The organism is Citrobacter sp. Cf087 (assembly GCF_030334285.1).
Classification (GTDB): Bacteria; Pseudomonadota; Gammaproteobacteria; order Enterobacterales; family Enterobacteriaceae; genus Citrobacter; species Citrobacter freundii.
In genome coordinates, this window is sequence record NZ_JAOWED010000022.1 from 333,742 (window position 1) to 352,089 (window position 18,348).

The following is an 18,348-nucleotide window of genomic DNA, read 5'->3' on the forward strand; positions in this document are numbered from 1 at the left end:
AACGACCAATTCCCTGTATTGTCGCATTTTTTCGCGCGTATCAAAAATTTGTGACGGGAGAACGGTGATTAATTCCGCAATTGTTGTTGCAACTTTATAGTGAAGTATGAAATGTAGCGTAAAATGTGTGGATGTAAATTGGCGATGTTTGCTTTATTATGCCGCCGATTTTCATTTATTCCCTATTTGCAGGATACGTACACCATGCCAGTGTTACACAACCGCATTTCGAACGACGCCCTCAAAGCCAAAATGCTGGCCGAGACCGAGCCGCGTACGACGATCTCATTCTATAAATATTTCACCATTGCCAATCCTCAGCACACGCGTGATGCACTGTACCAGATGTTCACCGCATTGAACGTCTTCGGGCGAGTATATCTTGCCCATGAAGGAATTAACGCGCAAATCAGCGTACCGCAAAGCAACGTCGAGGCATTTCGCCAGCAACTCTATGCGTTTGACCCTGCATTGAACGATTTACGTCTGAATATTGCGCTGGATGATGACGGTAAATCGTTCTGGGTACTGCGTATGAAAGTCCGTGAACGTATCGTGGCGGATGGTATTGACGATCCAGACTTTGACGCCAGCAACGTGGGGGATTATCTCAAGGCAGCAGAGGTGAATGCCATGCTTGACGATCCTGAAGCGGTATTCATTGATATGCGCAACCATTATGAATATGAGGTGGGTCACTTCGAGAATGCGCTGGAGATCCCGGCAGACACGTTTCGCGATCAGTTGCCGAAAGCGGTTGAAATGATGCAGGCGCATAAAGATAAAAAAATCGTGATGTACTGCACGGGTGGGATCCGCTGTGAGAAAGCTAGCGCCTGGATGAAACACAATGGATTTAGCAAAGTCTGGCACATTGAGGGCGGTATTATTGAGTATGCCCGCAAGGCGCGTGAGCAGGGACTTCCGGTGCGTTTTATCGGTAAAAACTTTGTCTTTGATGAGCGCATGGGCGAAAGGATCTCTGAAGATGTTATCGCACATTGTCATCAGTGCGGCACGGCGTGCGATAGCCATACTAATTGCAAAAATGATGGCTGCCATCTGTTGTTTATTCAGTGCCCGGCTTGTGCGCAGAAATATAAAGGCTGCTGTAGCGAGCTGTGTAGCGAAGAGAGTGAGTTGCCGGAAGAGGAACAACGGCGTCGTCGCGCTGGGCGTGAAAATGGCAATAAAATCTTTAATAAATCACGTGGTCACCTGAATACCAAACTGGGTATTCCAGACCCTGCGCAATAGTCGCTATGCCGGATGGTGGCTTGAGCCCCATCCGGCCATTCATGCGTTACTTCTGTTGCACACCTTCCACTGAGATGATCAAATCGACTTCCTGCGACGCCGGACCGAGATCGGTGGTGATGTTGAAATCCTTCAGCTTAATCTTACCTTGCGCTTCAAAACCAGCGCGCGTACCGCCCCAAGGATCGCCACCCTGACCGATGAGCTTCGCGTCCAGCGTAACCGGTTTAGTAACGCCGTTCAGGGTCAAATTACCGGTGATATCCAGGTCATTACCTTCTTTCTTCACGCTGGTGGAGCTGAAGGTCGCCTGCGGGAATTTTGCTACGTTAAGGAAATCTGCGCTGCGCAGATGTTTGTCACGTTCGGCGTGATTAGTGTCAACACTGTTGGTGTTGATGGTTACGTTAACCTTATCGGCTGCGGCATTTTTCTCATCAAAGGTAAACGTACCGTCGAAATCTTTAAATGTGCCGTACAGCCAGCTGTAACCCAGATGCTGAATACGGAAATTAACAAAGGCATGCTGTCCTTCCTTGTCAATTTTGTAATCTGCCGCCACGGCCGACCCGGTGGTGAATAACAGAGAGGCGAGTGTAAGTCCCAGCAGGTTTTTTTTCATTTTAAGCTCCATAGTCAGATGACGATTTTCCCAACATGCGATTGAGGGTATCGTCGTTATCAATAAAGTGATGTTTCAGGGCCATCAGTCCGTGCAGTAGGGATAAAATCACCACGGTCCACGCAAGCCACAGGTGCAAGCTACCGGCGAGGTCGGCCTGAGCACCTGCGTTGGCAACGGTGGCTGGAATGTCGAACCAACCAAAGACGCTTATCGCTTTGCCATCTGCGGTGGAAATTAGATATCCGCTAATGGCAATTGAAAAGAGCAGCAAATAAAGTACGAGGTGACCCATTGCCGCTGCGATGCGGGTTAAACGGGAGTAGCTTGCCAACGCAGCAGGCGGAGGGGAGAACAACCGCCAGACAACGCGGATAACCAGTCCCATCATGAGTAGAATGCCGATGCTTTTATGCAGTTCAGGGGCCTGGTGATACCAGCCGTCATAGTAGCTAAGCGTGACCATCCATAAGCCCAAGGCGAACATGCCATATACAGCAATTGCAACCAGCCAATGTAATGTGGCTGACACTACGCCATAGCGCTGTGGACTATTTTTGAATTGCATAAGCACACCGATTTATATTTCAGAAGTGAATGAAAATGGCGTGTAAAAGACATTAATGCAACTAATAAATAACAATGGTGATGATATTTATTTTTTGTTCAGTAAAGTTGACTGATTATTGAATTAATCATCAAGGGATTAGTGTGAGAATAGGTGGGAGTGCTTGGTTTATGGGTAGTTATGATTTTTATTATTGTTCAGTTTATTGCAATGAAATTAAGCTAATTTCAATTTTTGTCAATTATTGTCAGCGCGCAGGAATCAGAAAAACATAATATATATTACATCCATAATGGCCAGCAGCGACCATAAAATAATGTAGAGCATAAGATGCTCGCGAATATTATTAACCAGATAGTGAAAGATACGGCGCATTGACGTTATTCCTGTCATTAAAAATGGCCTCACCGTCGAGGCCATTCGTTTATTATCACTTAAAACGGCTTAGCCTGAAGGGGGTCAGGTCAAAGTCAGACGGTTTGTCCTGAGCGAAGTTTGCCGCAATCTCTCCCAGAACAGAGGCAAACTTAAAGCCATGTCCGCTTAGCCCGGTAATGATTAGCGTGTTGTCGTGCGCTGGCAGAGTATCGATAATAAAGTCTTCATCCGGTGAATTATCGTATGTGCAGGACGCGCCGTGCAGGCAGCAGCCAACGCCCGGCAGAATTGTGCGCAGGAATGGGAAGGCTTCAGAACCATCGCTGGCTACAGCGGCAAATGGCTTACGCTCATCAGCAGAGTGAATGACTTGTCCGCCGTTGTGCTTACCAATTTTCAGCTCGTCGTTTTCTGCCGGGAAACCGTAGTATTGATCACCATTTGGCAGCTCGCCGGTAAAGGCTGGGAAGTTATTCTTAACGCTGTAGCGCCCATCGGCCTGATACCAGGCGAACACTTTGCGCACCGGTTGTATCGGTAGTTCAGGGACTAAAGCCTGCACCCAGGTACCGGCGCTGATCACTGCTTTTTTCGCGTGGTAGTCACCGTCAGCCGTTTCTACCGTGATGCCATCATCACCGTGATGAATTGCGCTGACCGGGCATTTAAACAGTTGCGCACAGCCTGCTTCTTCCGCCAGACGGATCCAGGTTTTAATTGCTAACTCACTGCGTAAAAAACCGGACTCCGCTTCAAACAGACCGATATAGTTGTCAGGTACACGAATCTCCGGCCAGCGCGCCATGATGGCTGCCGCATCCAGTTGTTCAACGTTGAGTTGCCACTGTTTGGCGCTTTGCGCTGCAGTCGCTAAGAAGGTGGACTCTGCCGGACCGAGGTTGATAACACCGGAGCGAACAAAAATCGGTTCTTCATTATGGGTGGATAGTTCATCCCACAATGTTTGCGCACGTAGCACTAGCGGAACGTATTTTTCACCTTCGCCATAAGCATGACGAATTAATCGAGTGTCACCGTGGTGGCTGCCCTGCTGATGCGGAGGCATATGTGCATCGATCATCAGAACCTTCAGACCGGCACGTGTGGCATAGTATCCAGCTGCGGCGCCTACTGAACCGCTGCCAATAATGATTAAGTCGTATTTCATCCGCTTCTCTCTGCAATCGCGATAGTAGCAGGTTAAATAACTGACCCGGAATATTCAACCTGGAAATAAGAAAGGCACCGTTAAGGTGCCTTTTGATGGTTGGATGTATCAGGTTTAATGTCGCTGATACTCATTTACCTGGTAATCGCCAGATTCAATTTTGGCGATTCCTGCTTCTAATATCGAAATAAATTGCCTGGCAACATCAGTGGTTAACCAGAGCGTTTGACCAACTTCAGTCCCATCCGGGTCAGGGCGATTCGGGGTCTGGTAGTGCAAACGCAGCATCAGCGCATCGTAGCTATCAACAGTGCTGATGTCCCACCCTACAAGCGGATGAGTCTGAATGACTTCATTATTCTTTTCCATCATGCCCCCTAATTCGTGTTACTAGACAACGGTTTTCGAGGTTCAATGCGTTTTTTTCTGAAGCAACTTCAGTATATCAATAAATAAGGGTATTCATTGAAAATTTAAAGAGGGAAGGGCATAAATTTTTTGTTTTCAGCGTTATCTGACTAAGAAACCAACATGTTATTCATTTTTTTTTAGTATGTTGCACAATTATTTTGTTGTTTTGGTTAAAAGATAATCGGTGGGTTAATATTAAATTAAATACTCGTCAGAAGAAATGCGCGATTGATTACAGGATAGTGTGTATAAAAAAGCCGGGGCGACCCGGCAAACAAACATCACTGCATATCATTATTTATTCGTTGATGAACCAGTCATCCGCGCTTTCCCAGGTTTCCTGTAGGATCTCGCTGATGCGTTCTTTGTCCTCTTTAGTCGCGCCAATAACCGACAAATTGTTTGCGCCGGCATAACGGACGGTAACGTTACCTTCGTTATCCGGAAAATGGTGCTGAATACGGCGGGAGAGTTCACCTGCCAGTGCATCAATTGCACCGGCAGGTAAAGGTGAAGTTTTGGCAATAGTGACTTCAATACGCATAGTAGCCCCCTGTGGAATATACTGTTTATTTATACAGTCATTCGTGTCAATTGGCTACACTTTTTTTAGCTTTTTACTGACCAGCGTACCGTTTCGCCACCCAGGAAAGGCACCAGCGTATCGTCTTCCAGTGCAATGCTCTCAGGAACCAGGTGCTCCACGCGTTCCAGCTCAATAAAGGTCTCATTTACCGGCAAGCCATAGAACTGTGGGCCGTTGAGTGAGCAGAAGGCTTCGAAATGGTCGAGCGCATTCATCTCTTCAAACACGGTGGCATAGCTGCCCAGCGCGGTCGGTGCATTAAAACAGCCCGCACAGCCACAGCTTGACTCTTTGCGATGACGAGCGTGCGGCGCTGAGTCGGTACCGAGGAATGCGCGCTTAAACCCGCTGGCAACCAGTTCACGCAGCGCCTGTTGGTGGACGTTACGTTTGAGGATTGGCAGGCAATACAGGTGAGGGCGAATCCCGCCAACCAGCATGTGGTTGCGGTTAAACATCAGGTGCTGTGGCGTAATGGTCGCAGCCAAAAGTTCGTTACCATCGCGCACGTATTCGGCAGCATCTTTGGTGGTGATATGCTCGAACACCACTTTCAGCGAGGTCAAACGCTGACGCAGCGGTTCCATCACCGTTTCAATAAAGCGTGCTTCGCGATCGAAAATATCGATATCTGCATGCGTGACTTCGCCGTGCACCAGCAGTGGCATACCCAATTTTTCCATCCGCTCCAGCACCGGCATGATGGCGTCAATAGAGGTTACACCATGCGTCGAGTTGGTGGTGGCATTGGCTGGATAGAGTTTTGCCGCGGTGAATACGCCTTCGTTAAATCCACGTTCCAGCTCGTTGGGATCCAGCGTATCCGTTAAGTAGCAGGTCATTAATGGCGTGAAGTCGTGTCCGGCAGGTACCGCGTCAAGAATGCGCTGGCGATAAGTGATAGCCGCGTCAACCGTGGTGACGGGCGGTGCCAGGTTCGGCATGACAATGGCGCGGCCATAAACTTCACTGGTATAGGGCACGACAGTTTTTAACATGTCGCCATCGCGAAAGTGAAGATGCCAGTCGTCTGGGCGGCGGATCTTTAAAACCTGGGATGGTGCAGTCATCAATATGCTCCGGCTGAGGATAGTCTTTTTTGCCGGAAACAAAGGATAAGCGGAAACGTTTTCGTTTGCACGAAAAAAAAGGGCGCATCAGCGCCCTCAGTTTTATTAGTCGGTGAACGGGATGATGATTTCACCCGGTTTCACCTCAATACCTTTCGCCAGTTTTTTCGCCAGCGCTTCACCCTGGCTGCTGTCATCCTTCAGAATGTACGCTGGTTGCTGGTTGAAATAGTTACGCAGCGATTGATTTAAATACGGCATCAGGGTTTGCAGTACTGACTGCATTTTTTCTGGCGTGACGGTGGCGTCGACGACTTCCATCTCTTGCAGATAAATCGCGCCTTTTTCTTTATTGAAAACCGGTAAGGCTTTCAGCTTCAGCTTCATGGTCGCTTTCTGACTGCCAAACAGGGAGTTCATGTCCAGGTTGGCATCGCTGGTCAGGGTGACTTTGTTTGGCTCTTCACGACCAATCTGGCTGGCGAGATTATTCAGTACGATATGTGCTTCAGCAACGCCGGGCAAACCGATGTCTTTTGAAAAGTTATTATGCTTTGCCAGGGCTTGATTAATTTCTTGCTCGCTAACCGTGTATTGCGTGAGTTGATTACAACCAACCAACAGGCCGCTGACAATCAGTGCAGCGGCAAAAAAAAACTTTTTCATGGGGTTCCTCAACATGATGCATGTGGTGTAATCGTGACACAAAGCATCATCGAGTACCAGCGCCCCGGACGCCAGCAGAAAAAACTGAAAAGTGCCCGGACGCAGGTTCGGCTATCAGGCGTCTGGCTCCAGCATACCTCGCGTTGGGCGTTTGAGACTGAATTGCCAGCCCAGCGCCAGGAAGGTGATGAAGCCAATAATACCGAGCATCATCCAGGGCAGCTCAGGCTGTGCCAGGGCCTTGCCCATGTCAAACAGCCAGCCGCCGCCGACATAGCCAATTGCGCCGCCGATGGCGAGTCCCAGTCGGCTGAAGCCCATATAGCTTCCTCTGGCCCGCGCATTCGCCAGCGAGGCGCTCAGAGTTTCACGCGCCGGTTCGGCGATGATCGAGCCAATATAGAACGTGCAGATCAGGGTGAACAACTGCTGTAAATTCCCGACCAGCCCAATGGGCATCATACTTAGAGACATCACCAGCAGGCCCGCCATCAGGCGATGTTCAAGGCGAAAGCGTTTTTCACTCCAGCGGGCAATCGGGTACAGCAGCGTTAAAGAGAGACATGCCTCAATGGCATACATCCATTTCACGGCGGCTGGTGAGCCAGCGATGTCGTTCACCATGATGGGCAGCATCAGCATCACCTGTACCGCCAGCATGTAATAGCCCGCCAGCGTCAGCACATAGGTGACAAAGCGCTTGTCATGCATCACGTGGCTCATCCCTTCGCGCACCGGAATTTTCACCGTCGACAGCTTCCATGCCGGGAGCAGCCAGGCGTTAAACGCCGCGCACAGAACGAACAAAATTGCGCCGGTGGCACATACCAGACGGAAATCGTATTGCAATAACCAACTGCCGAGTAACGCGCCGACCACGGCCCCGGCGCTATCCTGCATCATCAGAATAGAGAAAAAACGCCCGCGCTTTTCCGGGCGGATCAGCTTGACTACCAGCGCCGAACGGGGAGGGTCGAACAGCGTGCCCCCCAGCCCGGAAAGAAAGCAGGAAAACCACAGCAGCCACGGTTCATGCGCAATGCCCATGGTGGCGAACCCGGCTGCGCGCATCAGCATGCCGGTGACGATCATCGGTTTGGCGCCGAAACGGTCAGCAATAGCACCGCCGAAAATACCCAACCCCTGCTGGATAAATTGACGTAATCCAAGCGCGATACCGACCATCACGGCGGCCCAGCCCATTTGGTCGACGAAACGAATTGAGATCAGCGGGAAAACGACGAAGAAACCCAGCACGACCAGCATATTATCGATGAGAAGGAAGTATTTACCCAGGTTCCTTGCCTGCGAGACTTGCGACATTTCCCCTCCAGGGAAAAACTCGTCACTCTGGATAGAGTTTAAAAGATAAGCACCTCCTATTCTGCGGTGTCGTCATCGCTTTTCCCACCCTTCGCGGGACAATATTTTTTTATCAAAAGTCCGTCTTGATAGAGAGTTTTCATCAAAATGTGTGAATAATTCAAAAAATGGCATTTTGCTCTTTTCACAGGGTGTATTCGCACAGGTATAGTAATGCGAATAGCGTATTGAAGACGTTACGGGAAGGAGTAGGTATAGAATGTTTGGCTATCGCAGTAACGTGCCAAAAGTGCGCTTAACCACGGACCGCCTGGTCGTGCGTTTAGTGCATGAGCGTGATGCCTGGCGTCTGGCAGATTATTACGCAGAAAATCGTCATTTCTTAAAACCCTGGGAACCTATTCGCGATGAAAGCCACTGCTATCCGTCCGGCTGGCAGGCGCGTCTTGGCATGATCTCTGAGTTTCATAAACAGGGCACCGCTTATTATTTTGCGCTGCTCGATCCGGACGAAAAAGAGATTATCGGCGTTGCGAACTTCTCAAACGTAGTGCGGGGATCCTTCCATGCCTGTTATCTCGGCTACTCCATTGCGCAGAAATGGCAGGGGCAGGGGCTAATGTATGAAGCCTTAACTTCGGCCATCCGTTATATGCAGCGCACGCAGCATATTCACCGCATTATGGCTAACTACATGCCACATAATAAGCGCAGCGGTGACCTGTTGGCGCGACTGGGTTTTGAAAAAGAAGGCTATGCCAAAGACTACCTGCTGATTGACGGGCAGTGGCGCGATCACGTGCTGACGGCGTTGACCACATCAGAATGGACCCCCGGCCGCTAAGTTTCAGATGCAGCCATGATTAATGGAGAAGACGATGAAATACGAATTAACCGCCACCGAAGCACGAGTGATTGGCTGTTTATTAGAAAAACAAGTGACAACGCCGGAACAGTACCCACTCTCCGTTAATGGAGTCGTAACAGCCTGCAATCAAAAAACGAATCGTGAACCGGTGATGAACCTGTCGGAATCGGACGTGCAGGAGCAGTTGGATAACCTGGTTAAGCGACATTTTCTGCGCACGGTGAGCGGCTTTGGCAATCGCGTTACGAAATATGAGCAGCGTTTCTGTAACTCTGAATTTGGCAATCTGAAGCTTAGTGCCGCAGAGGTGGCCGTAATCACTACACTGCTGCTGAGGGGCGCTCAGACGCCTGGTGAATTGCGTAGTCGCGCATCCCGTATGTACGAATTCAGCGATATGGCCGAAGTGGAATCGACACTGGAAAATCTGGCAACCCGAGAAGATGGGCCTTATGTGATCCGCCTGGCGCGCGAGCCGGGCAAACGTGAAAGTCGCTATATGCACCTGTTTTGCGGTGAGGTTGATGAAGCCATTGCCGCGGCAGATCAACTCCCTGCAGCCTCCGGTGATCTGCAGGCACGCGTGGAAATGCTGGAAACGGAGGTCGCAGAACTTAAGCAGCGACTTGATTCCTTGCTGGCGCACCTGGGGGACTAACGTGAATAAATTACGTATCGGCGTTGTCGGCCTTGGCGGTATTGCACAAAAGGCCTGGCTACCCGTGCTGGGCACCTCCGCGGGCTGGACGCTGCAAGGCGCCTTTTCACCTTCGCGCGATAAAGCACAGCGTATCTGTGATACCTGGCGGATACCCTACGTGGATTCACTGATGAATTTGGCGCAAACCTGCGACGCGGTTTTCGTCCATTCCAGCACCGCGACTCACTATGCGGTAGTCAGTGAATTGCTGAATGCCGGAGTTCACGTGTGTGTGGATAAACCGCTGGCGGAAAACCTGCGCGAGGCTGAGCAACTGGTGGAACTGGCCGCGCGGAAAAAACTCACGCTGATGGTCGGGTTTAACCGCCGGTTTGCACCGCTGTACCAGGATCTCAAAACCCAGTTGAGCACCGCAGCGTCTGTACGTATGGATAAGCACCGTACGGATAGCGTTGGGCCGCACGATCTGCGTTTCACTTTGCTGGACGACTATCTGCACGTAGTCGATACCGCACTGTGGCTGGCGGGAGGGCAGGCGCAGTTAAATAACGGCACGCTGCTGACCAATGAATCTGGTGCGATGCTTTACGCCGAGCACCATTTTTCTACCGGTCAAATGCAGATAACGACCAGTATGCATCGCCGTGCCGGTAGCCAGCGTGAGAGCGTGCAGGCGGTGACGGACGGTGGCCTGATTGACGTAACTGATATGCGGGAATGGCGGGAAGAGCGTGGGCAAGGTGTTGTTCATAAGCCGATAGCGGGCTGGCAAACGACCTTAGAACAGCGTGGTTTTGCCGGATGTGCGCGTCATTTCATTGAGTGCGTGCAAAATCAGACGGTTCCCCAGACGGCAGGCGAGCAGGCGCTACTGGCCCAGCGTGTTGTTGAAAAGCTGTGGCGGGAGGCGATGGCTGAATAACCCCCTGTAACATCTGGCGGTAGTAATTCATTGTAATCCAGGTACTATATGCCCACTCAAAATAACACCTCTTTTCAACCATAGGCTGATTTGTCGGCCTGATAAGGCGCTACGGTGTCGCCATCAGGCACAGCAAAAGTGTCGGATGGCGGCGAAAATGCCTTATCCGACCTACGGGCAGGTTTGTCGGGGTTTTGCCTCAGAGTCTGGAATACAACATAGATGAATTTATTAAAGTCGCTGGCAGCCGTCAGCTCGATGACGATGTTTTCACGTGTGCTGGGTTTTGCGCGTGATGCGATTGTCGCCAGAATCTTTGGTGCAGGGATGGCGACAGATGCCTTTTTTGTGGCATTCAAACTTCCTAACCTGCTGCGCCGAATTTTTGCCGAAGGCGCATTTTCGCAGGCGTTTGTGCCGATTCTTGCTGAGTATAAAAGCAAGCAGGGGGAAGATGCTACCCGCGTGTTTGTTGCCTACGTTTCCGGACTGTTGACGCTGGCGCTGGCTGTGGTGACGGTAGCCGGGATGTTGGCTGCGCCATGGGTGATTTTAGTTACCGCGCCGGGGTTTGCCGACACAGCGGATAAATTTGCGCTGACCACTCAACTGCTGCGGATCACTTTTCCCTATATTCTACTGATTTCACTGGCCTCACTGGTTGGTGCGATCCTTAACACCTGGAACCGCTTTTCTATTCCTGCGTTTGCCCCGACTTTTCTGAATATCAGCATGATCGGTTTCGCGCTGTTTGCGGCCCCTTATTTTCATCCGCCAGTGCTGGCGCTGGCGTGGGCCGTTACCGTGGGTGGCGTGCTACAGCTGATTTATCAGCTTCCGCATCTGAAGAAAATTGGCATGCTGGTACTGCCGCGTGTGAACTTCCGCGATGCGGGGGCGATGCGTGTCGTCAAGCAGATGGGCCCGGCGATCCTTGGGGTATCAGTCAGCCAGATTTCACTGATTATCAATACGATATTCGCCTCGTTTTTGGCCTCTGGCTCAGTTTCGTGGATGTACTATGCCGACCGTCTGATGGAGTTTCCGTCCGGTGTGCTTGGCGTAGCGCTGGGGACTATCCTGCTGCCATCGCTGTCCAAAAGCTTTTCCAGCGGTAATCATGATGAGTATTGTCGCCTGATGGACTGGGGCCTGCGCTTGTGTTTCCTGTTGGCATTACCGAGTGCCGTAGCGTTGGGTATTCTGGCCAAACCACTGACGGTGTCTCTGTTCCAGTACGGTAAATTTACTGCCTTTGATGCTGCGATGACCCAGCGTGCGCTGGTGGCGTATTCGGTAGGTTTGATTGGCTTGATCGTGGTGAAAGTGTTGGCTCCGGGCTTTTACTCGCGCCAGGATATAAAAACGCCAGTGAAGATTGCCATTGTGACGCTGATTATGACCCAGGTGATGAACCTGGCCTTTATCGGGCCGTTAAAGCATGCCGGGCTGTCGCTGTCGATTGGTCTGGCAGCGTGTCTGAACGCTTCACTGCTGTACTGGCAGTTGCGTAAGCAGAAAATCTTCACCCCGCAACCGGGCTGGACCTGGTTCCTGACGCGACTGGTGATTTCTGTGCTGGTGATGTCGGCGGCACTGGTAGGGATGCTTTACATCATGCCAGATTGGTCGCAGGGAACGATGTTGTGGCGCCTGCTGCGTCTGATGGCGGTCGTGGTGGCAGGTATTGCTGCTTACTTCGTAGCACTCGCTGTGCTGGGCTTTAAAGTAAAAGAGTTTGTGCGCCGGACGGCATAAAGAATCAATGCCGGATGGCGGCATAACGCCGTATCCGGCCTACAAAAAGTGTAGGCCTGATAAGCAAAACGTTATCAGGCTTGCATCAGATAGAGAATTTTTTCCCGCCGCGGTGCGCAGCTGAAGTTTGACCGTTTGCGCCATACAACGCCGGTTCCTGGTGCGGTTTCAGCACTTGTATTGCTTGTTGATTACGCTCGATCTGCCCTTCCAGCAGCCAACCATTGTGCTGGTTGAGGTCGCGTAAGTGCTGTGTTTTCTTGGTGATAGTCTGCCAGCGTTCAGCAATCTCATCATTGGCGCTGCGCGTGGCGTCATGCTCCAGGCGGCGCTGTTGCTCAAGATAATCAAGGGTTGCCAGCAGCGAGCTTTTTTCTTCTGTAATACGCTGTAGCTGGCTGCCATTGATATGCCCTGCGGAAAGCTGCTGCTGTTCAGCATCCATTACCGTTTTCAGGTCATTGAGGACAGTCGTCATCTGGTCAAGTATTTCTGACAAACGAGTCATACTTTATTTACTCTGTAGGTAGCTCTGCGCCTCGCGAATCAGCGAGTCGGCAATTTTTCCGGTATCCATTTTCAATTCACCGTTACGGATTGCGGTTTTCAGTGCTTCCACGCGTTCCATATTGATGTCATTGGTGCCGGGCTGCATCAGTTTGGCCTGGGCGTCGCTCAGCATGACGCTGGTGCTGGTGGTCGCGGTGGTTTTTTCCTTCTGCGCTTTTTGTACCGGCGCATCGCTGGTTTCACGCGGCTGAACGGTGCTTACTGGCTTCAATGGTGAGGTACGATCAATGCTCATTTTATTTTTCCTCATCGAGGGGTTACGCTATAGCGGCCCGCTGTAATCATTGGTTGTTTATCTATCGGCACACGCTAAAAAATCTTTAACCTATTATAGGTTAATAAGAATATTCCCATCAGAATCGACGACGCCGCTCACCACCTGGCCTGAAATCATCCGCACTCGCGCATTCTGTGCGACAGCGGCGTTGTTCAGCGCTTTACCTTCGGCGTTAACCCGAAAGCCATCTCCGTTGGCAATAACCAGCACGCGCTGACCGGCCTTGATCCGCCATGCCTGGCGCAACATCGAAAGCTGTATCGGTTGACCAGGGACCAGATCGCGCAGGCTCACAGCATCCTGCACCTGACTCATATCCAGCACCGCGCGCGGCGGTAGTTGGTCCAGTCGACCACGTTTCAGCGTTACGCTGGCTGGGGTCAGGGTGCTACCTCGCGCTACAGGCGCGGCGGCTACTACGTAGTTTCCCGTCGCCTGGACGTTCACCTGCAGATAACGTTTTTCGTTGGCACAGCGAGCCAGCACATTCACATTACCCCACAGTTTCGCGCTACCTGACACGCTTAATGCCGGTTGCTCACAGCTCGGCAATAAGTTTGGCGACGTTCGGATAGTGACCACCACCTCATCGCTAAATCCGGCCAGGCGCTGGGAAAACCATGCCGTTAGCTGCGAATTCAGGTCTTGCGCCAGCGTCATAGGGCTGAACAGCAGTGCTGCCACGACTATTCCACGTTTAAACGTTTGCATCAAAACCTCGCGCTTTTTCAGGTAGTGGCAGGATTTTACCTGTGTGACGCAGTCATCAACGCAACAAATAGCGACGCATTTTGCGTTTATTCCGGCGATAACGCGCGCGTAATGGGATTTAAGCTGTCGGCTGAATTTTGTCATTTGCGGAGGAGATATGCTCGATAAGCTCGACGCCGCCTTACGTTTTCAACAGGAAGCGCTGAATTTGCGCGCCCAACGCCAGGAAATATTGGCGGCCAACATTGCCAATGCCGACACGCCGGGGTACCAGGCGCGTGACCTGGATTTCGCCAGTGAATTAAAAAAAGTCATGGTGCGAGGACGGGAACAAACCGGCGGCGTTTCGTTGACGCTGACCTCTGCACAACACATTCCGGCCCAGACCGTTTCTTCGCCGTCTACGGAGCTGCTCTACCGTATTCCTGACCAGCCATCTCTTGATGGCAACACGGTGGATATGGACCGGGAGCGCACGCAATTTGCAGACAACAGCCTCAAGTATCAAATGGGGCTGACCGCGCTGGGTGGGCAAATCAAAGGCATGATGAACGTGCTGCAAGGAGGGAACTAATTCGTGGCGCTGTTAAATATTTTTGATATCGCAGGTTCTGCGCTGACGGCTCAGTCTAAACGCCTGAACGTCGCGGCCAGTAACATGGCGAATGCGGATAGCGTCAGCGGGCCCGACGGTCAGCCGTATCGCGCGAAACAGGTTGTTTTTCAGGTAGATGCTGCGCCAGGTGCGGCTACCGGTGGCGTAAAAGTTGCTGACGTCATTGAAAGTCAGGCGCCGGATAAGCTGGTTTATGAACCCGGTAATCCGCTGGCCGATGCGAATGGCTACGTAAAAATGCCGAATGTGGACGTTGTTGGCGAGATGGTCAACACCATGTCTGCCTCACGTAGCTACCAGGCAAACGTCGAAGTGCTCAACACCGTGAAAAGCCTGATGCTCAAAACGTTGACGCTAGGCCAGTAAAGGAGGCGCACATGTCTATTGCTGTAAAAATGAATGACCCGAGCACGACGGGGGTTAATGCCGCCACGGGGAATAGCTCCCTGACGGGCAGCAATGCCGCTGACCTGCAAAGCAGCTTTCTTACGCTGCTGGTCGCACAGTTGAAAAACCAGGACCCAACCAATCCGCTGCAAAACAACGAACTGACTACCCAGTTGGCGCAAATCAGTACCGTGAGCGGGATTGAGAAACTGAACACCACGTTAGGGTCGATCTCCGGGCAGATCGACAACAGTCAGTCGCTGCAGGCCAGTACGCTGATTGGCCACGGGGTCATGATCCCGGGTACCACCATCCTGACCGGTAAAGGGGCGGAAGAGGGTGCCAAAACCACGACAACACCATTTGGCGTTGAGCTGCAGCAGCCGGCAGATAAGGTTACCGCAACCATTACCGATAAAGACGGCAAAGTGGTACGCACCATTGACATTGGCGGATTGAAAGCAGGCGTTCATACCTTTACCTGGGACGGCACCATGACCGATGGCACGGATGCACCAAGCGGTTCTTACAACGTGTCAATTGCTGCCAGCAATGGCGGAACGCAACTGGTGGCACAGCCGCTTCAGTTTGCGCTGGTGCAGGGCGTTATTCGCAGTAACGGCGGTAATACGCTGGATCTTGGCACCTATGGAACCACCACCCTCGACGAAGTACGGCAGATAATTTAAGCCTTCACACTTATCAGGAGTAAGTCATGGCCTTTTCTCAAGCGGTCAGCGGTCTGAACGCTGCAGCGACCAACCTCGATGTCATTGGTAACAACATCGCCAACTCCGCCACCTACGGTTTTAAATCCGGTACGGCATCTTTTGCCGATATGTTCGCCGGTTCTAAAGTGGGTCTGGGCGTTAAAGTTGCGGGTATTACCCAGGACTTTACCGACGGCACCACCACCAACACCGGCCGCGGGCTGGATGTTGCTATCAGCCAGAACGGTTTTTTCCGTATGGTAGACAGCAACGGTTCCGTTTTCTACAGCCGTAACGGTCAGTTCAAGCTCGATGAAAACCGCAATATCGTCAACATGCAGGGGCTGCAACTGACGGGCTACCCGGCTACCGGTACGCCACCGACAGTTCAGCAGGGTGCGAACCCGGGGCCGATCACGATCCCTAATACATTGATGGCGGCACAGCCAACCAGCAAGGCCTCAATGCAGATCAACCTGAACTCGTCGGATAAAATAATTCCGACAACGACAAAGTTCGATCCGAAAGATGCTGACAGCTATAACAAAAAAGGCCCTGTCACCGTTTATGACAGCCTTGGCAATGCCCACGAAGTTAACGCCTATTTTGTAAAACAGCCTAATAACAAATGGGCTGTCTATACCATTGATAGCAGCGATCCTAACGCTGCTGTACCAACCGCACCGACGTCCACGCTGGAATTTGATACCAATGGGGCGCTAACCGGCGGCGGTACATTTAATATCACTACAGCTGCGCTCAATGGCGCACCGGCTGTCACCTTCGCAATGAGTTTCCAGAACTCCATGCAGCAAAACACCGGTGCCAACAACATCGTCGCCACGAATCAGAACGGCTACAAGCCGGGCGATCTGGTGAGCTACCAGATTAACAATGACGGTACGGTGGTCGGTAACTACTCCAACGAACAGCAACAGGTTCTGGGGCAGATCGTGCTGGCAAACTTTGCCAATAACGAAGGTCTGGCATCTCAGGGCGATAACGTCTGGGCGGCGACTCAGGCTTCCGGCGTGGCGCTGCTGGGTACCGCAGGCGAAGGTAACTTCGGTAAGCTGACCAACGGTGCGCTGGAAGCGTCAAACGTGGATTTGAGTAAAGAACTGGTGAATATGATTGTCGCCCAGCGTAACTATCAGTCGAACGCGCAGACCATCAAAACCCAGGATCAGATCCTCAACACGCTGGTCAACCTGCGCTAAGCGCCTGACGGGATGGCTTAATGGATCACGCAATTTATACCGCCATGGGCGCGGCCAGTCAGACGCTGAATCAACAGGCGGTGACGGCCAGCAACCTGGCAAACGCCTCCACGCCAGGGTTTCGTGCACAGCTCAATGCACTGCGCGCGGTTCCTGTAGAAGGATTGTCTTTACCGACGCGTACGCTGGTCGTGGCCTCCACACCGGGGGCCGATATGACACCGGGTCAGATGGACTATACCTCCCGCCCGCTGGATGTGGCGCTGCAACAGGATGGCTGGTTGGCTGTGCAGACCGCGGATGGTAGCGAAGGATATACCCGTAACGGTGCTATTCAGGTAAGCCCAACGGGTGAACTGACTATTCAGGGACACCCGGTAATTGGCGAAGCCGGACCGATAGCCGTACCGGAAGGTTCAGAAGTCACCATTGCGGCGGACGGGACAATTTCTGCACTTAACCCTGGCGATCCGGCTAATACGGTCGCGCCAGTGGGGCGGCTGAAGCTGGTGAAGGCTACAGGGATCGAAGTGCAACGTGGCGATGACGGTATGTTCCGTCTGACCCAGGCCGCACAGGCTACCCGTGGTGCGACGTTACAGGCCGACCCCAGTATCCGTGTGATGTCGGGCGTGCTGGAAGGCAGTAATGTTAAACCGGTTGCTGCGATGAGCGACATGATCGCCAACGCCCGCCGCTTTGAAATGCAGATGAAAATTATCAGTAGCGTGGATGATAACGCGGGCCGCGCCAACCAACTGCTGTCGATGAGTTAATACAGGACATTTTATGATCAGTTCATTATGGATCGCCAAAACCGGCCTGGATGCGCAGCAAACCAACATGGATGTGATTGCCAACAACCTGGCAAACGTCAGCACCAACGGATTTAAGCGCCAACGCGCCGTGTTTGAAGATCTGTTGTACCAGACGATTCGTCAGCCTGGCGCACAGTCTTCTGAACAAACCACGCTGCCGTCTGGTTTGCAGATTGGTACCGGTGTACGTCCGGTTGCAACCGAGCGTTTACACAGCCAGGGTAACCTGTCGCAGACCAACAACAGTAAAGATGTGGCGATTAAAGGCCAGGGCTTTTTCCAGGTCATGTTGCCCGATGGTACGTCCGCTTATACCCGCGACGGTTCTTTCCAGGTGGATCAGAACGGCCAGTTGGTGACGGCGGGTGGTTTTCAGGTTCAGCCTGCCATCACCATTCCGGCTAACTCGCTCAGTATCACCATTGGACGCGACGGTATTGTCAGTGTGACCCAGCAGGGACAGGCGGCGCCTGTTCAGGTCGGGCAGCTTAACCTGACAACATTTATGAACGATACCGGTCTGGAAAGTATTGGTGAGAATCTGTACACCGAAACGCAGTCATCCGGTGCGCCGAACGAGAGCACGCCGGGGTTGAACGGCGCGGGTCTGCTGTATCAGGGCTATGTTGAAACCTCTAACGTCAACGTGGCGGAAGAGCTGGTAAACATGATCCAGGTTCAGCGCGCTTACGAAATCAACAGTAAAGCGGTATCGACCACCGATCAGATGCTGCAAAAACTGACGCAACTCTAAAGTGGAGTCCGGTGGGGTGAAAACCTC

At 51.9% G+C, this 18,348-nt stretch carries 23 protein-coding genes; 11 read left to right on the forward strand and 12 right to left on the reverse strand.

Going from position 1 to position 18,348, the window contains the following annotated elements; all coding sequences use genetic code 11:
- The first annotated feature begins 204 nt into the window (after nucleotides 1-204).
- A complete protein-coding gene (gene trhO / locus OGV57_RS03630; protein WP_003846819.1) occupies nucleotides 205-1,257 on the forward strand; it encodes an oxygen-dependent tRNA uridine(34) hydroxylase TrhO in 1,053 nt (350 codons plus the stop codon).
- A gap of 46 nt (nucleotides 1,258-1,303) precedes the next feature.
- Here trhO and OGV57_RS03635 read toward each other — a convergent pair whose 3' ends face one another.
- The 9 genes from OGV57_RS03635 to mdtH all read right to left on the reverse strand — a co-directional run bounded on the left by OGV57_RS03635 (nucleotide 1,304) and on the right by mdtH (nucleotide 8,049).
- Nucleotides 1,304-1,879 (reverse strand): YceI family protein, encoded by a 576-nt coding sequence (locus OGV57_RS03635; RefSeq protein WP_054528264.1) that lies wholly within the window; start codon nucleotides 1,877-1,879, stop codon nucleotides 1,304-1,306.
- Between the two features lies 1 nt (nucleotide 1,880).
- Nucleotides 1,881-2,447, reverse strand: coding sequence for a cytochrome b (locus tag OGV57_RS03640; protein WP_054528265.1), 567 nt, complete (start codon nucleotides 2,445-2,447; stop codon nucleotides 1,881-1,883).
- Between the two features lie 261 nt (nucleotides 2,448-2,708).
- The gene (locus tag OGV57_RS03645; protein WP_003036148.1) at nucleotides 2,709-2,822 is read right to left on the reverse strand and encodes a YceO family protein; all 114 of its coding nucleotides are present in this window, start codon (nucleotides 2,820-2,822) and stop codon (nucleotides 2,709-2,711) included.
- Nucleotides 2,823-2,877: 55 nt separating this feature from the next.
- A complete protein-coding gene (solA, locus tag OGV57_RS03650; RefSeq protein WP_003836779.1) occupies nucleotides 2,878-3,993 on the reverse strand; it encodes an N-methyl-L-tryptophan oxidase in 1,116 nt (371 codons plus the stop codon).
- Between the two features lie 114 nt (nucleotides 3,994-4,107).
- Nucleotides 4,108-4,362, reverse strand: a complete 255-nt coding sequence (gene bssS, locus OGV57_RS03655; RefSeq protein WP_003036154.1) for a biofilm formation regulator BssS — start codon at nucleotides 4,360-4,362, stop codon at nucleotides 4,108-4,110.
- A 340-nt stretch (nucleotides 4,363-4,702) separates the two neighbouring features.
- The gene (gene dinI, locus OGV57_RS03660) at nucleotides 4,703-4,948 is read right to left on the reverse strand and encodes a DNA damage-inducible protein I (RefSeq protein ID WP_003036157.1); all 246 of its coding nucleotides are present in this window, start codon (nucleotides 4,946-4,948) and stop codon (nucleotides 4,703-4,705) included.
- Between the two features lie 65 nt (nucleotides 4,949-5,013).
- On the reverse strand, nucleotides 5,014-6,060 hold the full coding sequence (gene pyrC / locus OGV57_RS03665) for a dihydroorotase (RefSeq protein ID WP_016149924.1): 1,047 nt from the start codon (nucleotides 6,058-6,060) through the stop codon (nucleotides 5,014-5,016).
- Nucleotides 6,061-6,165: 105 nt separating this feature from the next.
- Nucleotides 6,166-6,726, reverse strand: a complete 561-nt coding sequence (locus OGV57_RS03670; RefSeq protein WP_054528266.1) for a lipoprotein — start codon at nucleotides 6,724-6,726, stop codon at nucleotides 6,166-6,168.
- A 114-nt stretch (nucleotides 6,727-6,840) separates the two neighbouring features.
- Nucleotides 6,841-8,049 carry a multidrug efflux MFS transporter MdtH gene (mdtH, locus tag OGV57_RS03675; RefSeq protein WP_003036166.1) on the reverse strand — a complete coding sequence of 403 codons (1,209 nt, stop codon included), beginning with the start codon at nucleotides 8,047-8,049 and terminating at the stop codon, nucleotides 6,841-6,843.
- Nucleotides 8,050-8,308: 259 nt separating this feature from the next.
- On the opposite strand from mdtH, the gene rimJ reads away from it, so the two are divergent.
- The 4 genes from rimJ (at nucleotide 8,309) to murJ (ending at nucleotide 12,258) form a co-directional block, all read left to right on the forward strand.
- A complete protein-coding gene (gene rimJ, locus OGV57_RS03680; RefSeq protein WP_016149925.1) occupies nucleotides 8,309-8,893 on the forward strand; it encodes a ribosomal protein S5-alanine N-acetyltransferase in 585 nt (194 codons plus the stop codon).
- 34 nt (nucleotides 8,894-8,927) lie between these two features.
- Nucleotides 8,928-9,575 (forward strand): YceH family protein, encoded by a 648-nt coding sequence (locus OGV57_RS03685; RefSeq protein WP_003836771.1) that lies wholly within the window; start codon nucleotides 8,928-8,930, stop codon nucleotides 9,573-9,575.
- A 1-nt stretch (nucleotide 9,576) separates the two neighbouring features.
- Nucleotides 9,577-10,500, forward strand: coding sequence for a Gfo/Idh/MocA family protein (locus OGV57_RS03690; RefSeq protein WP_054528267.1), 924 nt, complete (start codon nucleotides 9,577-9,579; stop codon nucleotides 10,498-10,500).
- A 222-nt stretch (nucleotides 10,501-10,722) separates the two neighbouring features.
- Nucleotides 10,723-12,258, forward strand: a complete 1,536-nt coding sequence (gene murJ / locus OGV57_RS03695) for a murein biosynthesis integral membrane protein MurJ (RefSeq protein ID WP_054528268.1) — start codon at nucleotides 10,723-10,725, stop codon at nucleotides 12,256-12,258.
- An 85-nt stretch (nucleotides 12,259-12,343) separates the two neighbouring features.
- Here murJ and flgN read toward each other — a convergent pair whose 3' ends face one another.
- The 3 genes from flgN to flgA form a co-directional block, all read right to left on the reverse strand.
- Nucleotides 12,344-12,766, reverse strand: a complete 423-nt coding sequence (flgN, locus tag OGV57_RS03700; RefSeq protein WP_003036178.1) for a flagella biosynthesis chaperone FlgN — start codon at nucleotides 12,764-12,766, stop codon at nucleotides 12,344-12,346.
- A gap of 3 nt (nucleotides 12,767-12,769) precedes the next feature.
- Nucleotides 12,770-13,063, reverse strand: coding sequence for a flagellar biosynthesis anti-sigma factor FlgM (gene flgM, locus OGV57_RS03705; RefSeq protein WP_003036183.1), 294 nt, complete (start codon nucleotides 13,061-13,063; stop codon nucleotides 12,770-12,772).
- 93 nt (nucleotides 13,064-13,156) lie between these two features.
- On the reverse strand, nucleotides 13,157-13,816 hold the full coding sequence (gene flgA, locus OGV57_RS03710) for a flagellar basal body P-ring formation chaperone FlgA (RefSeq protein ID WP_003036186.1): 660 nt from the start codon (nucleotides 13,814-13,816) through the stop codon (nucleotides 13,157-13,159).
- 157 nt (nucleotides 13,817-13,973) lie between these two features.
- Here flgA and flgB point away from each other — a divergent pair, with 157 nt between their 5' ends.
- From flgB to flgG, 6 genes are read left to right on the forward strand one after another with little or no spacing between them, the layout of a single operon-like run.
- Nucleotides 13,974-14,390 carry a flagellar basal body rod protein FlgB gene (gene flgB, locus OGV57_RS03715; protein WP_003836763.1) on the forward strand — a complete coding sequence of 139 codons (417 nt, stop codon included), beginning with the start codon at nucleotides 13,974-13,976 and terminating at the stop codon, nucleotides 14,388-14,390.
- A 3-nt stretch (nucleotides 14,391-14,393) separates the two neighbouring features.
- Nucleotides 14,394-14,798 carry a flagellar basal body rod protein FlgC gene (gene flgC, locus OGV57_RS03720; RefSeq protein ID WP_003036191.1) on the forward strand — a complete coding sequence of 135 codons (405 nt, stop codon included), beginning with the start codon at nucleotides 14,394-14,396 and terminating at the stop codon, nucleotides 14,796-14,798.
- An 11-nt stretch (nucleotides 14,799-14,809) separates the two neighbouring features.
- Nucleotides 14,810-15,508, forward strand: coding sequence for a flagellar hook assembly protein FlgD (gene flgD, locus OGV57_RS03725; RefSeq protein WP_054528269.1), 699 nt, complete (start codon nucleotides 14,810-14,812; stop codon nucleotides 15,506-15,508).
- Between the two features lie 26 nt (nucleotides 15,509-15,534).
- Nucleotides 15,535-16,749: a flagellar hook protein FlgE gene (gene flgE, locus OGV57_RS03730; RefSeq protein WP_054528270.1), complete on the forward strand. Its 1,215-nt coding sequence runs from the start codon at nucleotides 15,535-15,537 to the stop codon at nucleotides 16,747-16,749.
- Nucleotides 16,750-16,769: 20 nt separating this feature from the next.
- The gene (locus OGV57_RS03735; protein ID WP_003036200.1) at nucleotides 16,770-17,525 is read left to right on the forward strand and encodes a flagellar basal body rod protein FlgF; all 756 of its coding nucleotides are present in this window, start codon (nucleotides 16,770-16,772) and stop codon (nucleotides 17,523-17,525) included.
- Between the two features lie 13 nt (nucleotides 17,526-17,538).
- Nucleotides 17,539-18,321, forward strand: a complete 783-nt coding sequence (gene flgG, locus OGV57_RS03740) for a flagellar basal-body rod protein FlgG (protein WP_003036202.1) — start codon at nucleotides 17,539-17,541, stop codon at nucleotides 18,319-18,321.
- The last annotated feature ends 27 nt before the right edge of the window (nucleotides 18,322-18,348 follow it).

Excerpts from the sequence above, each read along its gene's own strand:
- trhO (WP_003846819.1), top strand. The coding sequence starts at position 205 with ATGCCAGTGTTACACAACCGCATTTCGAACGACGCCCTCAAAGCCAAA.
- OGV57_RS03635 (WP_054528264.1), bottom strand. The coding sequence starts at position 1,879 with ATGAAAAAAAACCTGCTGGGACTTACACTCGCCTCTCTGTTATTCACC.
- OGV57_RS03640 (WP_054528265.1), bottom strand. The coding sequence starts at position 2,447 with ATGCAATTCAAAAATAGTCCACAGCGCTATGGCGTAGTGTCAGCCACA.
- OGV57_RS03645 (WP_003036148.1), bottom strand. The coding sequence starts at position 2,822 with ATGCGCCGTATCTTTCACTATCTGGTTAATAATATTCGCGAGCATCTT.
- solA (WP_003836779.1), bottom strand. The coding sequence starts at position 3,993 with ATGAAATACGACTTAATCATTATTGGCAGCGGTTCAGTAGGCGCCGCA.
- bssS (WP_003036154.1), bottom strand. The coding sequence starts at position 4,362 with ATGGAAAAGAATAATGAAGTCATTCAGACTCATCCGCTTGTAGGGTGG.
- dinI (WP_003036157.1), bottom strand. The coding sequence starts at position 4,948 with ATGCGTATTGAAGTCACTATTGCCAAAACTTCACCTTTACCTGCCGGT.
- pyrC (WP_016149924.1), bottom strand. The coding sequence starts at position 6,060 with ATGACTGCACCATCCCAGGTTTTAAAGATCCGCCGCCCAGACGACTGG.
- OGV57_RS03670 (WP_054528266.1), bottom strand. The coding sequence starts at position 6,726 with ATGAAAAAGTTTTTTTTTGCCGCTGCACTGATTGTCAGCGGCCTGTTG.
- mdtH (WP_003036166.1), bottom strand. The coding sequence starts at position 8,049 with ATGTCGCAAGTCTCGCAGGCAAGGAACCTGGGTAAATACTTCCTTCTC.
- rimJ (WP_016149925.1), top strand. The coding sequence starts at position 8,309 with ATGTTTGGCTATCGCAGTAACGTGCCAAAAGTGCGCTTAACCACGGAC.
- OGV57_RS03685 (WP_003836771.1), top strand. The coding sequence starts at position 8,928 with ATGAAATACGAATTAACCGCCACCGAAGCACGAGTGATTGGCTGTTTA.
- murJ (WP_054528268.1), top strand. The coding sequence starts at position 10,723 with ATGAATTTATTAAAGTCGCTGGCAGCCGTCAGCTCGATGACGATGTTT.
- flgN (WP_003036178.1), bottom strand. The coding sequence starts at position 12,766 with ATGACTCGTTTGTCAGAAATACTTGACCAGATGACGACTGTCCTCAAT.
- flgM (WP_003036183.1), bottom strand. The coding sequence starts at position 13,063 with ATGAGCATTGATCGTACCTCACCATTGAAGCCAGTAAGCACCGTTCAG.
- flgA (WP_003036186.1), bottom strand. The coding sequence starts at position 13,816 with ATGCAAACGTTTAAACGTGGAATAGTCGTGGCAGCACTGCTGTTCAGC.
- flgB (WP_003836763.1), top strand. The coding sequence starts at position 13,974 with ATGCTCGATAAGCTCGACGCCGCCTTACGTTTTCAACAGGAAGCGCTG.
- flgD (WP_054528269.1), top strand. The coding sequence starts at position 14,810 with ATGTCTATTGCTGTAAAAATGAATGACCCGAGCACGACGGGGGTTAAT.
- flgE (WP_054528270.1), top strand. The coding sequence starts at position 15,535 with ATGGCCTTTTCTCAAGCGGTCAGCGGTCTGAACGCTGCAGCGACCAAC.
- OGV57_RS03735 (WP_003036200.1), top strand. The coding sequence starts at position 16,770 with ATGGATCACGCAATTTATACCGCCATGGGCGCGGCCAGTCAGACGCTG.
- flgG (WP_003036202.1), top strand. The coding sequence starts at position 17,539 with ATGATCAGTTCATTATGGATCGCCAAAACCGGCCTGGATGCGCAGCAA.